This window comes from Serratia sp. CY44782 (genome assembly GCF_052168715.1).
Classification (GTDB): Bacteria; Pseudomonadota; Gammaproteobacteria; order Enterobacterales; family Enterobacteriaceae; genus Serratia; species Serratia nevei.
Map to the genome: position 1 here is coordinate 255,359 of NZ_JBJNME010000007.1, position 16,432 is coordinate 271,790.

The 16,432-nt window shown below is 61.0% G+C and carries 14 protein-coding genes and 1 riboswitch; of the genes, 8 read left to right on the forward strand and 6 right to left on the reverse strand.

Annotated features, from left to right (window positions below; translation table 11 throughout):
- Positions 1–17 precede the first annotated feature (17 nt).
- Complete coding sequence (gene tsaD / locus ACJ8HT_RS15455) at positions 18–1,031, forward strand: tRNA (adenosine(37)-N6)-threonylcarbamoyltransferase complex transferase subunit TsaD (protein ID WP_049198481.1); 1,014 nt, start codon at positions 18–20, stop codon at positions 1,029–1,031.
- 30 nt (positions 1,032–1,061) lie between these two features.
- Here tsaD and plsY read toward each other — a convergent pair whose 3' ends face one another.
- Entirely contained in the window at positions 1,062–1,706 is a 645-nt protein-coding gene (plsY, locus tag ACJ8HT_RS15460; RefSeq protein ID WP_047729813.1) for a glycerol-3-phosphate 1-O-acyltransferase PlsY, read from the reverse strand.
- A gap of 107 nt (positions 1,707–1,813) precedes the next feature.
- Here plsY and folB point away from each other — a divergent pair, with 107 nt between their 5' ends.
- Positions 1,814–2,173: a bifunctional dihydroneopterin aldolase/7,8-dihydroneopterin epimerase gene (gene folB / locus ACJ8HT_RS15465; protein WP_197653095.1), complete on the forward strand. Its 360-nt coding sequence runs from the start codon at positions 1,814–1,816 to the stop codon at positions 2,171–2,173.
- Between the two features lie 132 nt (positions 2,174–2,305).
- Positions 2,306–3,130, forward strand: coding sequence for an undecaprenyl-diphosphate phosphatase (gene bacA, locus ACJ8HT_RS15470; protein ID WP_025160107.1), 825 nt, complete (start codon positions 2,306–2,308; stop codon positions 3,128–3,130).
- Positions 3,131–3,169: 39 nt separating this feature from the next.
- Here the strand turns inward: bacA and ACJ8HT_RS15475 are convergent, their stop codons facing one another.
- Together ACJ8HT_RS15475 and ACJ8HT_RS15480 are read right to left on the reverse strand one after the other, a co-directional pair.
- Positions 3,170–4,414 (reverse strand): multifunctional CCA addition/repair protein, encoded by a 1,245-nt coding sequence (locus ACJ8HT_RS15475; RefSeq protein WP_060424743.1) that lies wholly within the window; start codon positions 4,412–4,414, stop codon positions 3,170–3,172.
- A gap of 122 nt (positions 4,415–4,536) precedes the next feature.
- Complete coding sequence (locus ACJ8HT_RS15480) at positions 4,537–5,157, reverse strand: TIGR04211 family SH3 domain-containing protein (RefSeq protein WP_019453078.1); 621 nt, start codon at positions 5,155–5,157, stop codon at positions 4,537–4,539.
- A 278-nt stretch (positions 5,158–5,435) separates the two neighbouring features.
- Between ACJ8HT_RS15480 and ACJ8HT_RS15485 the strand changes: the two genes are divergently transcribed.
- From ACJ8HT_RS15485 to hldE, 3 genes are all read left to right on the forward strand, one after another.
- Complete coding sequence (locus ACJ8HT_RS15485; protein WP_197653019.1) at positions 5,436–6,743, forward strand: CYTH domain-containing protein; 1,308 nt, start codon at positions 5,436–5,438, stop codon at positions 6,741–6,743.
- Positions 6,744–6,788: 45 nt separating this feature from the next.
- Complete coding sequence (gene glnE, locus ACJ8HT_RS15490) at positions 6,789–9,626, forward strand: bifunctional [glutamate--ammonia ligase]-adenylyl-L-tyrosine phosphorylase/[glutamate--ammonia-ligase] adenylyltransferase (RefSeq protein ID WP_197653018.1); 2,838 nt, start codon at positions 6,789–6,791, stop codon at positions 9,624–9,626.
- Positions 9,627–9,703: 77 nt separating this feature from the next.
- Positions 9,704–11,134: a bifunctional D-glycero-beta-D-manno-heptose-7-phosphate kinase/D-glycero-beta-D-manno-heptose 1-phosphate adenylyltransferase HldE gene (gene hldE, locus ACJ8HT_RS15495; RefSeq protein WP_019453075.1), complete on the forward strand. Its 1,431-nt coding sequence runs from the start codon at positions 9,704–9,706 to the stop codon at positions 11,132–11,134.
- 51 nt (positions 11,135–11,185) lie between these two features.
- Here the strand turns inward: hldE and ubiK are convergent, their stop codons facing one another.
- The gene (gene ubiK, locus ACJ8HT_RS15500) at positions 11,186–11,461 is read right to left on the reverse strand and encodes a ubiquinone biosynthesis accessory factor UbiK (RefSeq protein WP_194572316.1); all 276 of its coding nucleotides are present in this window, start codon (positions 11,459–11,461) and stop codon (positions 11,186–11,188) included.
- 145 nt (positions 11,462–11,606) lie between these two features.
- Positions 11,607–11,767, forward strand: a riboswitch (FMN riboswitch).
- Between the two features lie 109 nt (positions 11,768–11,876).
- On the opposite strand from ubiK, the gene ribB reads away from it, so the two are divergent.
- On the forward strand, positions 11,877–12,530 hold the full coding sequence (ribB, locus tag ACJ8HT_RS15505; protein WP_033636071.1) for a 3,4-dihydroxy-2-butanone-4-phosphate synthase: 654 nt from the start codon (positions 11,877–11,879) through the stop codon (positions 12,528–12,530).
- 53 nt (positions 12,531–12,583) lie between these two features.
- On the opposite strand, the gene ACJ8HT_RS15510 is transcribed toward ribB, so the two are convergent.
- Positions 12,584–14,116, reverse strand: a complete 1,533-nt coding sequence (locus tag ACJ8HT_RS15510) for an alkaline phosphatase (RefSeq protein WP_187321774.1) — start codon at positions 14,114–14,116, stop codon at positions 12,584–12,586.
- A gap of 322 nt (positions 14,117–14,438) precedes the next feature.
- Between ACJ8HT_RS15510 and ygiD the strand changes: the two genes are divergently transcribed.
- Positions 14,439–15,221, forward strand: coding sequence for a 4,5-DOPA dioxygenase extradiol (gene ygiD / locus ACJ8HT_RS15515; protein ID WP_197653017.1), 783 nt, complete (start codon positions 14,439–14,441; stop codon positions 15,219–15,221).
- Positions 15,222–15,269: 48 nt separating this feature from the next.
- Here ygiD and ACJ8HT_RS15520 read toward each other — a convergent pair whose 3' ends face one another.
- Positions 15,270–16,430 carry a glutathionylspermidine synthase family protein gene (locus ACJ8HT_RS15520; RefSeq protein ID WP_033649062.1) on the reverse strand — a complete coding sequence of 387 codons (1,161 nt, stop codon included), beginning with the start codon at positions 16,428–16,430 and terminating at the stop codon, positions 15,270–15,272.
- Positions 16,431–16,432: the final 2 nt, after the last annotated feature.

A 16,432-nucleotide genomic window follows, 5' to 3' on the forward strand; every position in this document is an offset into this window, starting at 1 on the left:
GAATGATGGGAAATGTAATGCGAGTACTGGGTATAGAAACGTCCTGCGATGAAACCGGAATTGCAGTGTATGACGATCAAACCGGTTTGTTGGCCAACCAATTATACAGCCAGGTGAAGCTGCACGCCGACTACGGCGGCGTGGTGCCGGAACTGGCCTCCCGCGATCACGTGCGCAAAACCGTGCCGCTGATTCAGGCGGCGCTGAAAGAGGCCAACCTGACCCCGGCCGACATCGACGGCGTGGCCTACACCGCCGGGCCGGGCCTGGTGGGGGCGCTGCTGGTCGGCGCTACCGTGGGGCGCGCGCTGGCGTTCGCCTGGAACGTGCCGGCGGTGCCGGTGCACCATATGGAAGGCCACCTGCTGGCGCCGATGCTGGAAGACAACCCGCCGGCGTTCCCGTTCGTCGCGCTGCTGGTTTCCGGCGGCCATACTCAGCTGATCAGCGTCACCGGCATCGGTGAGTATGAACTGCTGGGCGAATCGATCGACGATGCCGCCGGCGAAGCGTTCGATAAAACCGCCAAGCTGCTCGGCCTGGATTACCCCGGTGGGCCGATGCTGTCGAAGATGGCGCAGCAGGGCACTGCGGGGCGTTTCACCTTCCCGCGGCCGATGACCGATCGTCCGGGCCTGGACTTCAGCTTCTCCGGGCTGAAAACCTTCGCCGCCAACACCATTCGCTCCAACGGCAACGACGATCAGACGCGTGCCGACATCGCCCGCGCCTTCGAGGATGCGGTGGTGGACACGCTGGCAATCAAGTGCAAACGCGCGCTGGAGCAGACCGGTTTCAAACGCCTGGTGATGGCCGGCGGCGTGAGCGCCAACCGCACGTTGCGAGCCAAGCTGGCGGAGATGATGCACAAGCGCGGTGGGGAAGTATTCTATGCCCGCCCGGAATTTTGCACCGACAACGGCGCGATGATCGCCTATGCCGGCATGGTGCGCCTGAAGAGCGGCGCCAGCCCGGAGCTGAGCGTTTCGGTGCGGCCGCGCTGGCCGCTGGCGGAACTGCCTGCGGTATAAAGCAAAGGGCCGGATAATCCGGCCCTTCTGTTATTCGTCTTTCGGCTGGTCGCCGTTATCCGCATCCGCCTGGTTTTTCTTCTTGCGGAACTTGCCCCAGATCTTGCCTTCCTGGCCGCGCCACAGGCGCTGAATATTGTCGTGATGCCGCATCAGGATCAGGCAGGAGAGCATCGCCACCGGGAAGGTGAACTGCGGTTTGAACCACCAGACGTAGAACGGGGCGATCAGCGCGCTGACGATGGCGCCGAGCGAAGAGTAGCCGCTGAGCAGCACCGTCAGCAGCCAGGTGCCGGTCATCAGGCCGGTCAGATCCCAGCCGATAGGCGCGATGGCGCCAAACGCCGTCGCTACGCCCTTACCGCCGCGGAAGTGGAAGAACACCGGATAGATGTGCCCCAGGCAGGCGGCGATCGCCGTCAGGCCGAGGTACAGCGGCGGCACATCGAGTTTGTAGGCCAGCCAGACCGGCAACATCCCTTTCAGAATATCGAATACCAGCACCGCCGCTGCCGCCAGCCGGCCGCCGATGCGCAGGACGTTGGTCGCCCCGGGATTTCCTGAGCCATGTTCACGCGGATCCGGCAGCCTGGCGATCCGGCAAACCAGGATCGCGCTGGAAATCGAGCCGCACAGATACGCGAAGATAATCATGCCAAGCGCGGTAGCACTCATAACGCGGTTCCGTTTAATAATGGTCGTTTTACTCGCAACATCTATGGATAATACGCACATTCCGCTGGAAGTGGTATCCGGCAAGGCCAAAAACAGAGAATGACGTGATGGATATCGTATTTATTGAAGAGCTTACCGTAATTACCACCATTGGCGTTTATGAGTGGGAACAGGGCATTCGTCAGAAGCTGGTGTTCGATATCGAAATGGGCTGGGATAACCGGCCGGCCGCCGCCAGCGACGACGTAACTGACTGTCTGAGCTATGCCGACGTCAGCGACACCGTGATCCAGCACGTGGAGTCGAACCGTTTTGCGCTGGTCGAGCGAGTGGCAGAGGAAATATCCGAAATTTTGCTTCAGCGCTTCAATTCCCCCTGGGTCCGTATTAAGGTCAGCAAACCGGGCGCTGTAGCACATGCCAGACGGGTCGGCGTGATCATCGAGCGCGGCACTCGTCCCGCATGATTTTATGTCATCTGCTTGCAACGAAAGACCGTTAACCTGGTCTTAATCCTGAGAATTGTTTTAGCGGCATTGTCTTTAAGCATTGCCGCTTTTTTATGTGATAGCCGTTATTTTATGGGGTGAGCGAAGCACATGGCAGACATGCATTCACTGTTTATTGCGTTTGTTCTTGGGGTTGTCGAGGGATTAACCGAATTTCTGCCGGTTTCTTCCACCGGGCATATGATCATCGTCGGCGAGTGGCTGGGCTTTACCGGCGACAAAGCCAAAACCTTTGAAGTCATTATCCAGCTGGGGTCGATCCTGGCCGTAGTCGTGATGTTCTGGCGCCGGCTGTTCGGCCTGATCGGCATCCATTTTGGCGGCAAGCCGGTGGAGCACGAGGGCAAAACCAGCGGCCAGCTGAAGCTGGGGCACATCCTGTTGGCGATGATCCCGGCGGTGGTGCTGGGCCTGGCCTTCCATGATTTCATCAAGTCGCTGTTCGCGCCGAAAAACGTGATGTACGCGTTGGTGGTCGGCGGCCTGCTGCTGTTGGCGGCGGAATGGCTGAAGCCGAAGAAACCGAGCGCGGAAGGGTTGGATGACATCACCTACCGCCAGGCGTTCATGATCGGCTGCTTCCAGTGCCTGGCGCTGTGGCCGGGCTTCTCCCGTTCGGGTTCCACTATCGCCGGCGGTATGCTGGTGGGCGTGAACCGCTATGCGGCGTCCGAGTTCTCCTTCATCCTGGCGGTGCCGATGATGATTGGCGCCAGCGGCCTGGATCTGTACAAGAGCCTGCACTTCCTGACCTGGGGCGATCTGCCGATGTTTGCCGTCGGTTTCATTACGGCCTTCGTGGTGGCGCTGATTGCGATCAAGACCTTCCTGTCGCTGATCAAACGCATCTCGTTCGTGCCGTTCGCCATCTACCGCTTTATCGTGGCAGCCGTGGTTTACATGGTATTCCTGTAAGCCCGACGCCAAGAAAAAACCCCGCTCTGCGGGGTTTTTTTATGCCTGATCGTTGATAATCGTTTGGCTGAGTTTCCAGTCGGCCAGCGCCTGCTGGCGGCGGCGTTTGAGCTCGTCGCGGATCGCGGTGCCCTGCAGCCCGCTGGCCACCACTTCTTTGATAGATACCGCGTTCGCCACTTGATACGCCTGGCGCAGATAGTCGCCCTGTGGATAAGGGTTCTCCTCAAAGCCGGTGCGGCCGCGCGCGTCCGCTTCGCTGGTCAGGATCATCTGCTCCAGCCTCTGGGGCTTGCGCCAGACGTCGATGGCGTCGAACAGCTTCAGCAGGGTTTCTGGCCGCAGCTTGTTCACGGTGTGGATCAGATCATGGTACTCGGCCACCAGCTTGCTCAGATCGCGCACCGGGTTGGGCACCCGCAGCCGCTGGCACAGGGCTTCGACCAGCCGCACGCCCGCCGGGCCGTGGCCGTGGTGATGCGGCCAGAACTCTTTCGGCGTCAACCCCTTGCCGAGGTCATGGCACAGGGTGGCGAAGCGCACGTCCACCTCCGGCGTGAGGCGGGCGGCAATCGCCAGCGCCATCAGCGTGTGCACGCCGGTGTCGATCTCCGGGTGCCACTTGGCGGGGGCCGGTACGCCGAACAGCGCGTCGATTTCCGGGAACAGCACTGCCAGCGCATCGCAGTCGCGCAACACCTGAAAATAGACCTGCGGGCTCTGGCTTTGCAGCGCCTTTTCGGTTTCCTTCCAGACACGTTCGGCGGTCAGAGCAGCCAGTTCACCGCCGTGCGCCATTTGGCGCATCAGCGCGAGCGTTTCGTCGGCGATGTGAAAACCCAGGTGGGCGAAGCGAGCGGCGAAGCGCGCCACGCGCAGCACGCGCAGCGGATCTTCGCCGAACGCGTCGGAAACGTGGCGCAGCACGCGTGCCTGCAGATCGGCCACGCCGCCGTATGGGTCAATCAGTTCCCCTTCGGCGGAGCGGGCGATGGCGTTGATGGTCAGATCGCGCCGCAGCAGATCTTCTTCCAGCGTCACGTCCGGCGCGGCATAGCAGGTAAAACCGGTGTACCCTTGGCCGGATTTGCGCTCGGTGCGCGCCAGCGCGTACTCCTCATGAGAATCGGGATTGAGGAACACCGGGAAATCTTTGCCGACCTGCTGATAGCCCAATGCCAGCAGCTCCGCCGGCGTGGCGCCTACCACCACCCAATCATGATCGACCACCGGGATGTTGAGCAGGCTGTCGCGAACGGCGCCGCCGACCAGATAAATCTGCACTGTTGACTCCTGAATATCGTGTAAGGCTCTGTCTATCAGATTACATGAATTGGCCGCGGGATGTCGGCACCAATGAAAAGGGCGCCCGCAGGCGCCCATACTCAAACTGAACGATACTGAGATCAGTTCATCCAGCGGTTGTTGTTCTTGCGGCGCGGGATCAGGTGCGGCAACAGCAGGCCCAGCAGCAAACCGACGCCGGCGACGCCGCCGCCGTACATGAACCACTGCAGGATAATGGTGCGCTGCTTGTCGTCGAGCTGCAGGTTAACGGCGTTGACCTTCTTCTGCGCGACCACCAGCTGGTTTTTCAGATCCTGGTTTTCCTTCTGCAGGCTGCTGATGGTGCTGTCGCTGCCCGCGACTTTCTCCTGCATTTCCGAGGTGCGCTGGTTCCAGGTGTTATCGATGTTGGCCAGCTTGTCGGTCAGGGTTTTCACCTGCTGTTCCAGCTCGGGCACGCGGGTGCGCAGGCTTGGCGTCTGGCTGAGCTGATCGAGCGGGATCCAGGTGGTGCGGCCTTTCGGATCGCGGATCTGGCCGTAGTTGGTGCTGTCGTTGACGCTCAGCAGGGTGACTTCTTCACCGGCGTTCAGAGTGCCGACAATACGGTACTGATTACCTGGGCCGCTATGGACGTAAGTGCTTAACTCATCGGAGATATAGCGTTTATCTTCGGCATGTGCGGCCCAAGTGATGCTGAAGCTCAGCGCGGCAAGGCAAATCAGGCGTAATTTCTGCATTAGTTCATCGTTTCTGGGTGAATTTATGGAACGATAGTAGAGCGTTCAGTCTGACGACGCAACGCCAAAACCGGAATGAGAACTATCTTACTGTGGCTGATTCTGTGAGTTGCGCAGCGTTTTATAACGTAACAGGTTTTTTCTACAGTTAGCAGGGTTAAGGCGCCGGGAATCGCGGTAAGATAATGGCAACTGTGCGTCATTGGGCAGCATACGGCGGGCCGAACGCGCCGCGCTGAAACCGACGCGAATGCGTAACTTATTGGTGTTAAAGAATTATGACCGTTGAAATTGAACTGAAATTCATCGCCGCGCCGCAAGCGGTAGCCGCTTTGCCACAATGGCTCGCCGCCTGGCCGCATCAGCATTCCGCGCCGCAAAAGCTGACCAACATTTACTTCGAAACGGCCGACAACTTCCTGCGCCGTCACGACATGGGGCTGCGCATTCGCGGTTTCGACGATCGTTATGAGATGACCATCAAAACCGCCGGTAAAGTGGTGGGCGGCCTGCACCAGCGCCCGGAATACAATGTCGCTATCGCTGAGCCGCAGCTGGCGTTGGCGCAGTTCCCTGCCGACATCTGGCCGCAGGATTGCGATATCGCGGCGCTGCAGCAGGCGTTGCAGCCTCTGTTCCGTACCGATTTCGTGCGAGAGAAGTGGGTGGTTACTTACGGCCAAAGCGAGATCGAGATTGGTCTGGACCAGGGCGAGGTGCGCGCCGGTGACCTCAGCGAAGCCCTGAGCGAGGTAGAGCTGGAGCTGCTGAACGGCAATACCGCCGATCTGCTGGCGTTGGCCGGTGAGCTGGCGGCGCACGGCGGGCTGCGTCAGGGCAGCCTGAGCAAGGCGGCGCGCGGTTACCACCTGGCGCAGGGCAATCCGCCGCGCGAGGTGCGCCCGCTGCGGGTGCTGAAGCCGGCGGCGAAGGCGACCGTGGAACAGGGGATGATCGCCGCCTTCGAGCTGGCGCTGGGCCACTGGCAGTACCACGAAGAGCTGTGGCTGCGCGGCGACGCGCAGGCGCGCGCTTCGGTGATTGAGGCGGTCGGAACGATTCGCCAGGCGCTGGTGATCTTCGGCGGTTTGGTGCCGCGCAAGGCCAGCGCCGATCTGCGCGCCCGTCTGACCGAGCTCGAACCGCTGTTGGCGGACAAAGCCGCGCAACCAGAGGCCCTGTGCTACAGCGCCACCTACCTGCAATGTAAGTTGGCGCTCACATCATGGCTGGTGAGCGGCGCCTGGCGGCCGTTTATCGATGCCAAAGCGCAGGCCAAGCTGGACGGTTCTTTCAAACGCTTCAGCGACATCATGCTGGGGCGCAGCGGTGCGGAGCTGAAAGAAGCCTTCAGCCGTACGCTGAACGAAGATGAATATCAGGAACAATTGCCGCGCCTGACGCGTCAGATTTCGGCGCTGGTCCTGCTGTCGGGTGCCTACCCCGACGAGCAGACCGGCCCTTATATCGAGGCCTGGCGCGAACTGCAGGCGGCGCTGAGCGAGCGCCGTCAGGGCTGGTATGAAGCCAGCCGCAAACAGGCCTTATCGCATGCGCCATTCTGGTTAAACGGCGCGCTTCGTTAATCAAGCCGGCCCGCCAGCCGTGGGCCGCAGAACGGGTCATACACTATGTCGCCACTTTCAGCCGCGTTACAGGCTCAGGCACAGCAGGTTGTGCAGCGTTTTCAGGAAGTTCACGGCGCGGACAGCGCCTTTAGCGAACAGGAGCAGTGGGTGCTGGCGTCGAGCGACTTCGTCAGCGACGCGCTGCTTGCCCAGCCAGCCTGGCTGGCGACGCTGCGCGAACAACCACCGGCGCCCGGCGAGTGGCAACACTATGCCGCCTGGCTGCAGGACGAGCTGGAAGAGGTGCGCGATGAGACGCAGCTGATGCGCACGCTGCGTCTGTTTCGCCGTGAAACGCTGGTGCGCATCGCCTGGGCGCAGGCTCAGGGGCTGTGTTCGACCGAAGAAACGTTACTGCAGCTGAGCGGATTGGCGGAAACACTGATCGTCAGCGCGCGCGACTGGCTGTACCAAACCTGTTGCCGCGAGTGGGGCACGCCGTGCAACGCCGCCGGTGAACCGCAGCCGCTGCTGATCCTCGGCATGGGCAAGCTGGGCGGAGGCGAGCTGAATTTCTCGTCGGATATCGATCTGATCTTCGCCTACCCGGAAAACGGCCAGACTCAGGGCGGGCGGCGCGAGCTGGACAATGCCCAGTTCTTCACCCGCCTTGGCCAGCGGCTGATCAAGGCGCTGGATCAGCAGACCATTGACGGCTTCGTCTATCGCGTCGACATGCGGTTACGGCCGTTCGGTGACAGCGGCCCATTGGTGATGAGCTTTGCGGCGCTGGAAGATTACTATCAGGAGCAGGGGCGCGACTGGGAGCGCTATGCGATGGTGAAGGCGCGCCTGATGGGTGGCGCGGAAGACGCCTACAGCCAGGAGCTGCGCAAAACGCTGCGGCCGTTCGTGTTCCGCCGCTATATCGATTTCAGCGTCATCCAGTCACTGCGCAACATGAAGGGCATGATCGCCCGTGAAGTGCGGCGTCGCGGCCTGAAGGACAACATCAAGCTGGGCGCCGGCGGCATTCGCGAAATCGAATTCATCACCCAGGTATTCCAGCTGATCCGCGGCGGCCGCGAGCCGGCGCTGCAGGGGCGTTCGCTGCTGCCGACGCTGCAGGCGGTGGGTGAACTGGGGCTGCTGGAGGCCGAGCAGGTGCGGGCGCTGAGCGCCGCTTACCTGTTCCTGCGGCGGCTGGAGAATCTGCTGCAGGCGATCGGCGATCAGCAAACCCAGACGCTGCCGCAGGATGCGCTCGATCAGACGCGGCTGGCCTACGGCATGGGGCTGGCGGATTGGCCGGCGCTGATGGCGGCACTGGAGTTGCACATGCAGGCGGTGCGGGCGGTGTTCGATGACCTGATCGGCGATGATAGCCCGGATGTCGGCGAAGATCCCGACTACCAGCACTACCACAGCCTGTGGCAGGACGCGCTGGAGGAAAACGAGCTGGCGCCGCTGACGCCGCATCTGGACGAAGAGGGGCGCCGACAGATGCTGCGCACCATCGCCGATTTCCGCCACGACGTCGACAAACGCACCATCGGCCCGCGCGGCCGCGACGTGCTCGATCAACTGATGCCGCGCCTGCTGGCTGAGGTGTGCCCGCGCCAGGATGCGCCGACCGCGCTGGTGCGGCTGGCGCAGCTGCTGCTCAGCATCGTCACCCGCACTACCTACCTCGAACTGCTGGTGGAGTATCACGCGGCGCTCAGCCATTTGATCCGCCTGTGCGCCGCGTCGCCGATGGTCGCCAACCAGCTGTCGCGCTACCCGCTGTTGCTGGACGAACTGCTGGATCCGGCCACGCTGTATCAGCCGGTGGCGCTGGACGCCTACCGCAGCGAGCTGCGCCAGTACCTGCTGCGGGTGCCGGAAGACGACGAAGAGCAAAAGCTGGAGGCGCTGCGCCAGTTCAAGCAGGCGCAGCAGCTGCGCATCGCCGCGGCGGATATCGCCGGTGCGCTGCCGGTGATGAAAGTGAGCGACCACCTGACTTATCTGGCGGAGGCGATCATAGACGCGGTGGTGCAGCAGGCCTGGAGCGACATGGTGGCGCGCTACGGCCAACCGACCCATCTGCAGGAGCGCGAAGGGCGCGGCTTTGCGGTGATCGGCTACGGCAAGCTGGGCGGCTGGGAGCTGGGTTACAGTTCCGATCTCGATCTGGTATTCCTGCTGGATTGCCCGCCGGAGGTGATGACCGACGGCGATCGCTGCATCGACGGCCGGCAGTTCTACCTGCGGCTGGCGCAGCGGGTGATGCATCTGTTCAGCACCCGCACCTCCTCCGGCATTCTGTATGAGGTGGACGCGCGCCTGCGGCCTTCCGGCGCTGCGGGGATGCTGGTCAGCACCGTCGAGGCGTTCGCCGATTACCAGCAAAACGAAGCCTGGACCTGGGAACATCAGGCCCTGGTGCGCGCGCGCATCGTGCATGGCGATCCGGCGCTGCATCAGCAGTTCGATGCGATCCGGCGCGAGATCCTGTGCAAAACGCGCGATGCGGAGATCCTGAAGCGCGAAGTGCGCGAGATGCGCGAAAAGATGCGCAACCATCTCGGCAACAAGCAGCGCGATCTGTTTGATATCAAAACCGATGAGGGCGGCATTACCGACATCGAATTTATCGCCCAATATCTGGTCTTACGCTATGCGCCGGGTGAACCGCGGCTGACGCGTTGGTCGGACAACGTGCGCATCTTCGAGCTGATGGCCAATTACGACATCATGCCGGAAGAGGAGGCGCGCGCGCTGACCCAGGCCTATGTCACCATGCGCGACGAGATCCACCATTTGGCGCTGCAGGAGCATTCCGGCAAGGTCGGCAGCGAGCTGTTTGCCGCCGAGCGCGAGCAGGTGCGCATCAGCTGGGCCAAATGGCTGGATTAATACCTTTTTGCGGGTATTACGGTGGTCTGTGGTAATATCTGCGCCACTAAAATTTTGTACTTTTTTGGAGTTATCGGATGAAAGTTACGCTGCCTGATTTTCGCCGCGCCGGTGTGCTGGTGGTCGGTGACGTCATGTTGGATCGCTATTGGTATGGGCCGACCAGCCGCATTTCACCGGAAGCCCCGGTGCCGGTGGTCAAGGTCGATACCATCGAAGAGCGTCCCGGCGGCGCGGCTAACGTAGCGATGAACATCGCTTCGCTGGGCGCCACTTCCCGCTTGGTGGGCCTGACCGGCATCGACGATGCGGCGCGGGCGCTGAGCGCCAAGCTGAATGAAGTCAACGTGCGCTGCGACTTCGTCTCAGTGCCGACCCATCCGACCATCACCAAGCTGCGCGTGCTGTCGCGCAACCAGCAACTGATCCGTCTCGACTTCGAAGAAGGCTTTTCCAACGTCGATCCGCAGCCGATGCTGGAGCGCATTCAGCAGGCGTTGCCGCAGATCGGGGCGCTGGTGCTGTCCGATTACGCCAAGGGCGCGCTTAGCCAGGTGCAGGGCATGATCCAACTGGCGCGCGCCGCCAAGGTACCGGTGCTGATCGATCCTAAAGGCTCTGACTTCGAGCGCTATCGCGGCGCGACGCTGCTGACGCCGAACCTGTCCGAGTTCGAAGCGGTGGTGGGCCACTGCAAGGATGAGGCGGAACTGGTGGAACGCGGCATGAAGTTGGTGGCGGATTTCGAGCTGTCGGCGCTGTTGGTCACCCGTTCCGAACACGGCATGACGCTGCTGCAGCCGGGCGTTGAGCCGCTGCACCTGCCGACCCAGGCGCAGGAAGTGTTCGATGTGACCGGCGCCGGCGATACCGTGATCGGCGTGCTGGCCGCCTCGCTGGCCGCCGGCAATTCGCTGGAAGAGTCCTGTTTCCTGGCCAACGCCGCCGCCGGCGTGGTGGTGGGCAAGCTCGGTACTTCCACCGTGTCGCCCATCGAGTTGGAAAACGCGGTGCGCGGCCGGGCCGAAACCGGCTTTGGCGTGATGACAGAAGCGCAGTTGAAACACGCCGTGGCGCAGGCGCGCCAGCGCGGCGAGAAAGTGGTGATGACCAACGGCATCTTCGACATTCTGCATGCCGGCCACGTCTCTTATCTGGCCAACGCCCGCAAGCTGGGCGATCGCCTGATCGTGGCGGTGAACAGCGACGCCTCGACCAAGCGCCTGAAAGGGGAAACACGCCCGGTCAACGCGCTGGAGAACCGCATGATCGTGCTGGGCGCGCTGGAAGCGGTGGATTGGGTGGTGCCGTTCGAAGAGGATACGCCGCAGCGCTTGATCGCCGACATTTTGCCGGATCTGCTGGTGAAAGGCGGTGATTACAAACCGGAAGAGATTGCCGGCAGTGCGGAAGTGTGGGCCAACGGCGGCGATGTCAAAGTGCTGAACTTTGAAGACGGGCTGTCGACCACCAACATCATCAAAGCGATCAAAGACGGGCGCGGCTAACGCCGGGCGACCTGAAGAACAAGGGCGCGCGGTGCGCGCCCTTGGCGGGAATTATTCGTCTTCCTGTTTGGCGGTCGGTGTCGCGCTCAGTTTGCTTTCCAGCTCGGCCATGCGCTGTTCCAACAGCGCCAGCTTCTCGCGGGTGCGCAACAGCACCTGAGTCTGTACGTCGAACTCTTCGCGGTTAACCAAATCCAGGCGGGTCAGCTGCGACTGCAGGACCTGACGGATTTTTTTCTCAACGTCTTCCCCGAATTCACGAACGCCTTTAGGCATGGACTCATGAACCTGGCGTGCGATTTGTTCGATTTTTTTCGGGTCAATCATGGCGTATCCCTTTCAGAGTTTAATAGCTGCCGCTTAGTGTAATGCGAGTTGCCCGCCGGATAAACCATTAAGCGCATTCGCCGTGCGTGGCCGAATTGTGCTTTTGCCAATTGCCCTGCCTACCCATTAGCGTTATAGTCATCCTGCTTATTCTCAGGGCGGGGTGAAAGTCCCCACCGGCGGTAAATCACCTTCTACGGTGAAAGCCCGCGAGCGCTCAGCCAGCCTGTCAGGGCCGGTTAGAGGTCAGCAGATCCGGTGTAATTCCGGGGCCGACGGTTATAGTCCGGATGGGAGAGAGTAACGGTATCTGCCGGGCTTGCGCCCGCTTGCGTTATTTTTTTAGCTATTGTTAGCTACTCCTCAAGATCGCCCTGGTTCTGGTAATCCATAATTTTTAATGAGGTTTTTTACCATGAATCAGACGCTACTTTCAGACTTCGGCACGCCGACAGAACGCGTTGAACGCGCGATTGACGCACTGCGCAACGGGCGCGGCGTAATGGTGCTCGATGATGAAAACCGTGAAAACGAAGGTGACATGATCTTCGCCGCGGAAACCATGACCGTTGAGCAGATGGCGCTGACCATTCGCCACGGCAGCGGTATCGTGTGCCTGTGCATCACCGAAGAACGCCGTCAGCAGCTTGAGCTGCCGATGATGGTGACCAACAACTCCAGCCAATTCCAGACCGCCTTCACCGTGACCATTGAAGCGGCGCAGGGCGTGACCACCGGGGTTTCGGCTTCCGATCGCCTGACCACCATCCGTGCGGCGGTGGCAGACAGCGCCAAGCCGAGCGACCTGAACCGTCCGGGCCACGTGTTCCCGCTGCGCGCGCAGCCGGGCGGCGTGCTGAGCCGTCGCGGCCACACCGAAGCGACCATCGATCTGGTTTCCATGGCCGGTTTCAAACCTGCCGGCGTGCTGTGTGAACTGACCAACGACGATGGCAGCATGGCGCACGCGCCGGAAGTGATCGCCTTCGCCAAACAGCACGACATGGTGGTGCTGACCATCGAAGATCTGGTGGCCTACCGCCAGGCGCACGAGAAAAAAGCCAGCTGATAGCCGGCCGCTTTCAACGATAAAAAAGCCGCGTAACGCGGCTTTTTTTGTGGCTACCGTTTTGACAGGCGTTCGCCGATGCGGCTGGCGTAATTCATCACGTGGAAGGTGTAGTTCTCCTCCACCGTGCCCTGGAACAGATGGGCCCAGGGGCCGATGGCGTAGATGCCGAGATCTTCCCCGCCGTGGGTCTCGCTTTTCAGCGGGACCAGCGCCGGCTGAATAAAGTCGGGCGCGGTGGCCTGCTCCATGGTCAATGCCGGGCGTTCGGCCAGCGGGATCGTGCCGCCGGGGCCATTGGCGAAGCCGACGGTGGTGTAAGGCTTGCCGTCGCTGCCCAGCAGCGGTTTGCCGTTGACCCCCACGGAAATACCGAGGATAGGATTACCCCGCTTGGCATAGCCGGCGATGGTCAGCGTGTGGCTGTGATCGCCGGTCACGATTACCAGGGTTTCGTCCAGATTGACCTTGTCGACGATGGTTTTCACCGCTTCGTTCAGGGCGACCGCGTCGCTCAGCGTGCGGTAGGCGTTACCGCTATGGCTGCCGTGATCGATGCGTCCACCCTCCACCAACAGCAGGTAGCCCTCGGGATTCTTGGCCAGAATATCGATGGCCTTGCCGGTCATTTCCGCCAGCGAAGGTTCTCCCGCCGCGTCTTGCCGCCGATCGTGCTCGAAGTTCATGTGCGACGGCTCAAACAGGGCCAACAGGTGGTCGACCTTACCCGGCTCGATTTTGTCGAACTGCGCCTGATTCCATACATATTGCCCTCGCTCGCCATAGCGTTGTAGCCAGGCCTGCGTCAGATCGCGGCCATCCTTTCTGGCGCCTGTCTTGCCGGGGTATTCCGGGTCGCTCACGCTGTCGGGCAGGAAGTTGGCGCGCCCGCCGCCCATTGCCACGTTGAGGCCGTTGCCGTACTTCATTTCCACCAGTTGGCGCGCAATGTCGCGGCAGCCTGCGGCCAGGGCCGCTGCCGGCATTTTCGCGTCGGATTCCCAATCGCGGTTGGCGATATGGGCATAGGTGGCACCTGGCGTGGCGTGGGTGATGGTCGCGGTCGTCACGGCGCCGGTGGACATGCCGAGCGTTGCGGCCATCTCCCACAGCGTGGTGACGGCCTTGGTTTGCTGGTCCTCGCAATTATTGAGGGCAGCCGTATGGTTGAGGCCCATCAGATCGTTGATGGTTTTGACGCCGGTAGTCATCGCCACTGCGCTGGGCGCGGAGTCGGTGATTTGGGCGTCGGCGGAGTAGGTTTTGGCCGCCGCCAGATAGGGGAAGGCCTCCCAGGCCAGCACGTTGGATTCGCCGTCCACGCCGCGCTGCTGCCCTTCAAAAATGCGGGCGGCGGTCACGGTGGAAAACCCCATGCCGTCGCCGACCACCAGAATGACGTTTTTAGCGCGGTTGGTGTTTGGCGTCTGTTTCAGCCGCTGTTGCAGCTGAGCTTGCGCCTGAAGGAAGTAAGGGTCTTCGCGCTGCGTCAGCTGCGCGTTGTCCGCTGTGCCGGCGGTTGCCGTCCAGCCGGCGAATAAGGACATGGAAAGTGCCAGGCGGGTTGCCAGTGTGAGTCTGAACATGAATTCCTCCTTGGTGAGACGTAATTCCCATTGCGCGGCGGGGCTGTCGGCACCCGTCGGCAGAGGAGGAGTGTATAGATTGTGTTAACAAAAAATACATAAATTGTTCACAAATTGGATCTGTGTGGCAGTAATGCCATGACATTCATGTTTGTTATTAATCTATTGAAATATATAAATTTTTTATCTTTCTGTCTGCCGGCGCATTCCTCCGTTTTTAATTCAAATTTATTGAATATCTTCATCACGGTTATCCGGCTGTGTTGGTGCGGCAAAGCGCGTAATGTAGCGGCATAGCACAATTTGAACTAAGGATCTCCCTATGAACACCTCTCGTATGCCTGCACTGTTTCTTGGCCACGGTAGCCCGATGAACGTGCTGGAAGACAACCGTTACACCCAGGCATGGCGTGCGTTGGGTGAGTCATTGCCGCGCCCGAAGGCGATCGTGGCGGTTTCCGCACATTGGTATACCCGCGGCACTGCGGTTACCGCGATGGAAAAACCCAAAACTATTCACGACTTCGGCGGGTTCCCGCAGGCGCTGTTCGATACCCGTTATCCGGCGCCGGGCTCTCCCGCGCTGGCTGCGCAGCTGCAGCAAATGCTGGCGCCGGTGCCGGTAACGGCCGATCTCGGCGAGTGGGGGTTGGATCACGGCACCTGGGGCGTCTTGATCAAGATGTATCCCAATGCCGACATCCCGGTGGTGCAGCTCAGCGTCGACGGCACGCAGCCGGCGGCCTATCACTATGAACTGGGCCGCAAACTGGCGGCGCTGCGCGATGAGGGGGTGATGATTGTCGCCAGCGGCAACGTGGTGCATAACCTGCGCATGGTGAAATGGCAGGGCGATACCAGCGCCTACCCGTGGGCGGAATCGTTCAATAACTTTGTCCGGGATAACCTGCGTTATCGGGGCGATAACCACCCTCTGGTGGATTTCATGCGCCATGAGGGGGCGGCGCTGTCGAATCCGACGCCGGAACACTATCTGCCGTTGCTGTACGTGCTTGGCGGTTGGGATGGAAAAGAGGCCATCAGCGTGCCGATCGACGGTATCGAAATGGGGGCGCTGAGCATGCTGTCGGTGCAGGTGGGCTAAAGAAAAAACGCCAGTCAGAGACTGGCGTTCTTGTCTTCGGTGGGGCGATCAGCCGAGGATGGTGTGCGGATAGAAGCGCGACAGATCCTGAGTGATCAGCTCGCGATCTTCGCGCAGACCGATGCCGCAAGGTTGATCGTTCACCAGCCAGCTGCCGATCAACGTGTAGCTGTCTTCGAACTTCGGCAGCGGATGGAACTGCTGCACGATCATGCCCTCTTCGCCGTATGGCCCATCGACGCGCGCCACTTCCTGACCGTTTTCGACGATCTGGATATTGGCGCCTTCGCGTGAGAACAGCGGCTTGGTGACGTAATGATCCATCGGCGGATGATCGTCTTGCGCGAAATAAGCCGGCAACAGGTTCGGGTGGTTCGGGAACATTTCCCACAGCAGCGGCAGCAACGCTTTGTTGGAGATGATGCTCTTCCAGGCCGGCTCCAGCCAGCGCACGCCGGCGTCTTCGAGCTTGGTAGAGAACATCTCGCGCAGCATGAATTCCCACGGGTAGAGCTTGAACAGGTTGCCGATCACCTGATCCTGCAGATCGGTAAACTGGCCTTTCTCGCCGAGGCCAATCTCTTCCATGAACAGAAACTCGGTCGGCAGACCGGCTTCCTGCGCGCAGTCCTGCAGATATTGCACCGTGCCGCGATCTTCTTCGCTGTCCTGACAGCAGGCCAGGTGCAACAGGCCGAAGCCGTGATGCGCTTTCAGCTCGGCGAAACGCTCGATCAGCTTCTCCTGCAGGCTGTTGTACTGATCCGATTCCGGATCCAGCTTGCCGGCGTTGATCTGGTCTTCCAGCCACAGCCACTGGAAGAAGGCCGCCTCATACAGCGAGGTTGGCGTATCGGCGTTGTTCTCCAGCAGCTTCGGCGGGTTGACGCCGTCATAGGCCAGATCGAGACGCGAGTACAGCGACGGCTGGTTGGTGCGCCAGGAGCTGCGCACGAACTCCCAGGTGTGTTTCGGGATGCAGAACTTGGCCATCAGCTCGTCGCTGCCGACCACTTTTTCCACCACCTGCAGGCACATCTGGTGAAGCTCGGCGGTGGCGCTTTCGATCTCTTCAATCTGCGCCAGCGTGAACTGGTAATAGGCGTCTTCACACCAGTAGGGCTCGCCGTACATGGTGTGGAAACGGAACCCGAACTCGGTCGCTTTTTCACGCCAGTCCGGGCGCTCGGTAATAGCAATACGTTTCATGC